The organism is Mycobacterium sp. E183 (assembly GCF_001667735.1).
Lineage (GTDB): Bacteria > Actinomycetota > Actinomycetes > Mycobacteriales > Mycobacteriaceae > Mycobacterium.
In genome coordinates this window covers 1-4,993 of record NZ_LZJN01000137.1, presented here as the reverse complement: position 1 = coordinate 4,993, position 4,993 = coordinate 1, and the positions used below count along the sequence as shown (strand labels likewise).

General features: G+C 67.8%; 6 protein-coding genes. 5 read left to right on the top strand and 1 reads right to left on the bottom strand.

Annotated elements, in window-relative coordinates; all coding sequences use genetic code 11:
* Positions 1-206: PPE domain-containing protein (locus A5691_RS15190; protein ID WP_156670222.1), on the bottom strand; the 206-nt coding region annotated here is incomplete at its 3' end.
* 472 nt (positions 207-678) lie between these two features.
* Between A5691_RS15190 and A5691_RS15185 the strand changes: the two genes are divergently transcribed.
* The 5 genes from A5691_RS15185 to A5691_RS15165 all read left to right on the top strand — a co-directional run.
* Positions 679-1,158: a GreA/GreB family elongation factor gene (locus A5691_RS15185; protein WP_067759364.1), complete on the top strand. Its 480-nt coding sequence runs from the start codon at positions 679-681 to the stop codon at positions 1,156-1,158.
* A 124-nt stretch (positions 1,159-1,282) separates the two neighbouring features.
* A complete protein-coding gene (locus tag A5691_RS15180) occupies positions 1,283-1,648 on the top strand; it encodes a GtrA family protein (RefSeq protein ID WP_156675592.1) in 366 nt (121 codons plus the stop codon).
* 31 nt (positions 1,649-1,679) lie between these two features.
* A complete protein-coding gene (locus A5691_RS15175) occupies positions 1,680-3,071 on the top strand; it encodes an FAD-binding oxidoreductase (RefSeq protein WP_067781741.1) in 1,392 nt (463 codons plus the stop codon).
* The gene (locus A5691_RS15170; RefSeq protein ID WP_067781744.1) at positions 3,072-3,836 is read left to right on the top strand and encodes a decaprenylphospho-beta-D-erythro-pentofuranosid-2-ulose 2-reductase; all 765 of its coding nucleotides are present in this window, start codon (positions 3,072-3,074) and stop codon (positions 3,834-3,836) included. It abuts the gene before it with no gap.
* Between the two features lie 2 nt (positions 3,837-3,838).
* Positions 3,839-4,993 (top strand): arabinofuranosyltransferase (locus A5691_RS15165; protein WP_197508510.1); only part of this gene is annotated, 1,155 nt, incomplete at its 3' end.

Here is a 4,993-nt window from a genome sequence, read left to right as displayed (position 1 = left end):
GCGGCCGCGGCATTCATCGCCATCGACGACGGCCCGAACCAGAGCCCGGTCAAGCCCGCCAGTTCGGAGGAATAGCCCGCGGTCGCCGACTCCAGCTCTGCGGCTACCGCGTCCCAGGCTGCCGCCGCGGCCAGCAGCGGGCCCGATCCCGGACCGGTGTACATCAGCCCGGAGTTGACCTCGGGGGGTAGCGACCCAAAGTCCATGGCCTGCCCTCTTCGAACACCTCAGTCAGTGAACCCCGTAGCGAACAAAATCCTATCGCCGATTCGGACGATGGTCATAGAAAACTCGCCAAAAGATTCCTTCGGTACGGAAACTGGAAGCCAATTGACTTGCACGACAATTCGAAGCACGGCCAGGCATCGGACCCGAACGCGGCGGCCGTACTGAAATCCTCTGTGCCGCAAGGTTACTTGGCCGTGAGGGCCACGCGGCGCGGTCGGATTCCCGAGGTCCCCGCCGCACCTGGGCAAGCCAGCGCTGGGTGGACCGCCGTCCACGAAATCTCCACGACGCACTGCAACGAACCCGCCGGTGTGCGAGCCGGCGAAGCGACGCCTCCGGACCCTGTCCGGCCGGCCTCGGGGCTTTCTCACAAAAGCGTGTGCGCGGATTTGCGGCGTATGAATGAATAATCGGCGAAACCAACTGGCCGCAGGCGAAAGGTCGACGGAAGTGGCTAAGAAAGCCCAATCAGTGGCGGACGCGGCAAAAGAGAGCCTGGCCGCGGAGCTCGACCGTCTACGGCAGCGGCGCGACCGCCTCGAGGTCGAGGTCCGCAACGACCGCGGCATGGTGGGCGATCACGGCGACGCCGCCGAGGCGATCCAGCGCGCCGAGGAGCTGGTGGGCCTCAGCGACCGGATCAACGAGCTGGACCGCCGGCTGCGCACCGGCCCGTCGGAGGCCGACGCGTCGGAGACCCTGCCCGGTGGCACCGAGGTGACCCTGCGCTTCTCCGACGGCGAAGTGGTCACCATGCAGGTGATCTCGATCGTGGAAGAGACGCCGGTTGGCCGGGAAGGTGAGACCCTGACCGCGCGCAGCCCCCTGGCCCAGGCGTTAGCCGGACACAAGGCGGGCGACACGGTGACCTACTCCACGCCGCAGGGCGAGGATCAGGTCGAGCTGATCGCGGTCAAGCTGCCCCGCTAGAGCGTCCCGTAGCGTCCCCGGCGCGGCCCGCCGGCCCGCCGGCCCGGATAGACTCCCCCCGATGGTTGCCCCGCCGCCCGATGCCGCCCCGCCCAGCCCACAGTTGAGCCTGACGACACAGGTGATGCGTTTCGTCGTCACCGGCGGCTTGGCGGGAATCGTGGACTTCAGCCTGTACCTGGCCCTGTACAAGGCGGTGGGCGTCCAAGTCGACCTGGCCAAGGCCACCAGCTTCGTCGTCGGCACCATCACCGCCTACCTGATCAACCGCCGGTGGACTTTCCAAGCCGCCCCCAGCACCGCCCGGTTCGTCGCGGTCATGATCCTCTACGCCGTCACCTTCGCCGTCCAGGTCGGGCTCAACCACCTGTGCCTTGCGCTTATGCACTACCGCGGGTGGGCCATACCCGTCGCGTTCGTGATCGCGCAGGGCACCGCGACGGTCATCAACTTCATCGTGCAGCGAGCCGTTATCTTCCGCATCCGCTGAGCCAGTTGCGCAAGCGGTACCCTCTTTGACGATGTTGAGCACCGACGTTGGAACCACCCCCACCCGGCTGATGGGCTTTGGCCACACCGCGCCGTCGGTGGCCGAGGTGCTCTCGACCCGAGATCCCGAGCTGATCGCCAAGGCCGTCGCCCGGGTAGCCGAATCCGGCGGACCGAACGGACGGGGTGTCATCGCGCGCGGCCTGGGCCGGTCCTACGGCGACAACGCCCAAAACGGCGGCGGCCTGGTGATCGACATGACCCCGCTGAACCGCATCCACTCGATCAGCGCCGACACCCGGCTGGTCGACGTCGACGCCGGCGTCAGTCTGGACCAGTTGATGAAGGCGGCGCTGCCGTTCGGGCTGTGGGTGCCGGTGCTGCCGGGCACGCGTCAGGTCACCGTCGGCGGCGCGATCGCCTGCGACATCCACGGCAAGAACCATCACAGCGCGGGCAGCTTCGGCAACCACGTGCGCTCGATGGACCTGCTCATGGCCGACGGCACCGTCCGCACCATCACCCCCGACGGTGAGGACGCCGAACTGTTCTGGGTCACCGTCGGCGGCAACGGCCTGACCGGGATCGTGCTGCGCGCGACCATCGAGATGACGCCGACCGAAACGGCGTATTTCATCGCCGACGGTGTGGCCACCAAGGACCTCGACGAGACGGTCGCCGTTCACCTCGACGGCAGCGAGGCCAACTACACCTACTCCAGCGCCTGGTTCGATTTGATCAGCCCACCGCCCAAACTCGGCCGGGCCGCGGTCAGCCGCGGCAGCCTGGCCAAGCTGGACCAACTGCCCGAGAAGCTGGCCAAAAATCCGCTGAAATTCGATGCGCCCCAGCTGTTGACGGTGCCGAACATATTTCCGGTCAGCGCGATGAACAAGCTGTCTTTCATGGCCATCGGCGAGGTGTACTACCGCTTGGGCGGAACCTACTCCGGCAAGATCATGAACCTGTCGCAGTTCTACCACATGCTCGACCTGGTCAACGGCTGGAATAACGCTTACGGCCCAATGGGTTTCGCGCAGCACCAGTTCCTGGTTCCGCCGGACGCGATGGACGAGTTCAAGGCCATCATCCGCTGGATCCAGACCCGCGGCCATTATTCGGCGCTGAACGTGTTCAAACTCTTCGGCCCGGGCAACCGCGCGCCGCTGAGTTTCCCGATGGCCGGGTGGAACGTCGCGATGGACTTCCCCAACAAGCCGGGGATCAACGAGTTCCTCAACGAACTTGACAGGCGGGTATTGGAATTCGGCGGCCGGGTGTACACCGCCAAAGATTCCCGCGCGAGCGCCGAGACCTTCCACGCCATGTACCCGCGCATCGACGAGTGGATCGCGGTGCGCCGCAAGGTGGACCCCGCCGGGGTGTTCGCCTCCGACATGGCCCGACGTTTGGAGCTGTTGTAAATGGTGCTGGACGCTGTGGGAAACCCGCAGACCATCCTGTTGCTCGGCGGGACCTCCGAGATCGGGCTCGCCATCTGCGAGCGCTATCTGCAGAACGCGCACGCCCGTATCGTGCTGGCCGCCATGCCCGATGACCCGGGCCGCGACGCCGCCGTCGCCCAGATGAAGGCGGCGGGCGCGCGGTCGGTGGAGCTGATCGACTTCGAGGCCACCGACCCCGACAGCCATCCGAAGACCATCGAGGCGGCGTTCGCCCATGGCGACGTCGACGTGGCGATCGTCGCGTTCGGCATCCTCGGGGACGCCGAGGAGCTGTGGCAGGATCAGCGCAAGGCCGTCCTGGCCGCCGAAATCAACTACACCGCAGCGGTTTCGGTGGGTGTGCTGCTCGGCGAGAAGATGCGCGCGCAGGGCTTCGGCCAGATCATCGCGATGAGCTCGGCCGCCGGGGAGCGGGTGCGACGATCGAACTTCGTCTATGGCTCCACCAAGGCCGGACTGGATGGCTTCTATCTGGGTCTCGGAGAAGCGCTGCGCGAGTACGGGGTTCACGTCCTGGTGATCCGCCCGGGCCAGGTCCGCACCCGGATGAGCGCGCACGTCAAGGAAGCCCCGCTGACGGTGGACAAGGAGTACGTCGCCAACCTCGCGGTGACCTCGGCCGCAAAGGGTAAGGAATTGGTTTGGGCGCCAGGAGCATTCCGGTACGTGATGATGGTGTTGCGACACATCCCCCGGCCCATCTTCCGCAAGCTGCCCATCTGATCATGCGTAACGCGCTGGCCAGCCTCGGCCAGATGGCTTTGGCGGCCGCGGTGGCCGTCATCGTCGCCGTGGTCTCGCTGGTCGCCATCTCTCGCGTCCAGTGGCCGGCCTTTCCGTCATCGAATCAGCTGCACGCGCTGACCACCGTGGGCCAGGTCGGCTGCCTGGCCGGCCTGGTCGGCGCGGGCTGGGCGTGGCGGCGGTGGCGGTGGCCGGCGCGGCTGGGCGGGCTGGCGTTCGTCTCCGCGTTCACCGTCGTGACGCTGGGCATGCCGTTGGGGGCCACCAAGCTGTACCTGTTCGGCATTTCCGTCGACCAGCAGTTCCGCACCGAGTACCTGACCCGGCTCGCCGACAGCCCCGCCCTGCGCGACATGACCTACATCGGGCTGCCGCCGTTCTACCCGCCCGGCTGGTTCTGGATCGGCGGGCGGGCCGCGGCGCTGAGCGGGACACCGGCCTGGGAGGTCTACAAGCCCTGGGCCATCACCTCGATCACCATCGCGGTCGCCGTCGCACTGGTGCTGTGGTGGCGGATGGTCCGGTTCGAATACGCGCTGATCGTCACCACCGCGACGGCGGCGGCGACCCTGGCCTACGGCTCGCCCGAACCGTACGCGGCGATGATCACCGTGCTGCTGCCGCCGGTGCTTGTGCTGACGTGGTCGGGCCTGCGCGCCGGCGGCCGGTGGGATCCCCCCGAGCGTCACGCCAGCGTGACGCCGGACGCCCATGGCCACGCTGGCGTGACGCTCGAGGCGCCGGCGGAGCCGCACCGCGGCTGGGCCGCGGTCATCGCCGCCGGACTCTTCCTGGGGTTCACTGCCACCTGGTACACGCTGCTGTTCGGTTTCACCGCGTTCGCGATGGCGCTGATGGGCCTCGCGCTGGCCGGCTCGCGCTGGCGACACCGCGGGTGGCGGGCGGCGCTCGACCCGCTGCGCAGGCTGGGCGTGATCGCCGTCATCGCCGCCGCCATCGGCAGCACCACCTGGCTGCCGTTCCTGTTGCGGGCGATCCGCAGCCCGGTGAGCAACTCCGGCAGCGCGGCGCACTACCTGCCGGCCGACGGCGCCGTGCTGACCTTCCCGATGCTGCAGTTCTCCCTGCTGGGCACGATCTGCCTGCTCGGGGCGCTGTGGCTGGTGGTGCGCGCC

Bases quoted from the DNA above. Each gene is read 5' to 3' on its own strand.
- A5691_RS15180 (WP_156675592.1), top strand. From the start codon at position 1,283: ATGCGTTTCGTCGTCACCGGCGGCTTGGCGGGAATCGTGGACTTCAGC.
- A5691_RS15175 (WP_067781741.1), top strand. From the start codon at position 1,680: ATGTTGAGCACCGACGTTGGAACCACCCCCACCCGGCTGATGGGCTTT.
- A5691_RS15170 (WP_067781744.1), top strand. From the start codon at position 3,072: ATGGTGCTGGACGCTGTGGGAAACCCGCAGACCATCCTGTTGCTCGGC.